The 855-nt window shown below is 32.5% G+C and carries 1 protein-coding gene; it reads left to right on the forward strand.

Annotated elements, in window-relative coordinates:
• Positions 1-855 (forward strand): metallophosphoesterase (locus tag HU235_RS07515; RefSeq protein ID WP_174879808.1); only part of this gene is annotated, 855 nt, incomplete at both ends.

The following is an 855-nucleotide window of genomic DNA, read 5'->3' on the forward strand; positions in this document are numbered from 1 at the left end:
CTCGTGATGTTTGGAATGGTTGTTGCTGTTTTACATTCTCCTCAAACTGTATTGGCAAAAAAAGAGGAAAAACCTATGTTTGAATTTGGCATTGTACCTGACGCTCAATATTGTAATTGTAATCCTTCTGGTACCCGATTCTATCAAAATTCTTTGGAAAAGCTTTCTGAAGCATCGCAAATTTTTAATGAGCATAAACTTAGGTTTACTATACAACTAGGGGATTTGATTGATCGCGATTACTCAAGTTTCTCATCAATTCTACCAATTTATAATAGCATTGAAAGTAAGAAGTACCATGTACTAGGTAATCATGATTTTGCAGCCTCGTCTGATGAAGTTGTTAAATTACTTAGTATGCCAAATCAATATTATGACTTTAAATATAAACAGTGGAGATTTATTGTTCTTGATTCAAACGATCTTAGCTTTTATGCAAATTCTAAAGGATCACTTAAGTATAAACAAGCTGAGGAAATGTATCATGATATTAAAGCTAAAGGGGCAATCAATGCACAAACATGGAATGGTGGATTAAGTGAAGAGCAGCTAAATTGGTTACGTAATACTTTAGATAAGTCAGCTAAGAGGAACGAAAAAGTAATTGTTTTTTCCCATATGCCTGTTTACCCAAAAGATGAACATAATATTTGGAATGATGAACTAGTTAAGAAGGAACTTGAAGCAGCTGGTAATGTTGTTGCATTTTTTAATGGTCATAACCATGCGGGAAATTATGGCGTAAGTAATGAAATTTATTATGTCAATTTCAAAGGAATGGTTGAAACAGAGGATACTAACTCATTTTCTATTTTAAAAGTGTATAAAAATCGAATTGAAATTGATGGCTTTGGT

The organism is Metabacillus niabensis, from assembly GCF_902829255.1.
Lineage (GTDB): Bacteria > Bacillota > Bacilli > Bacillales > Bacillaceae > Metabacillus > Metabacillus niabensis.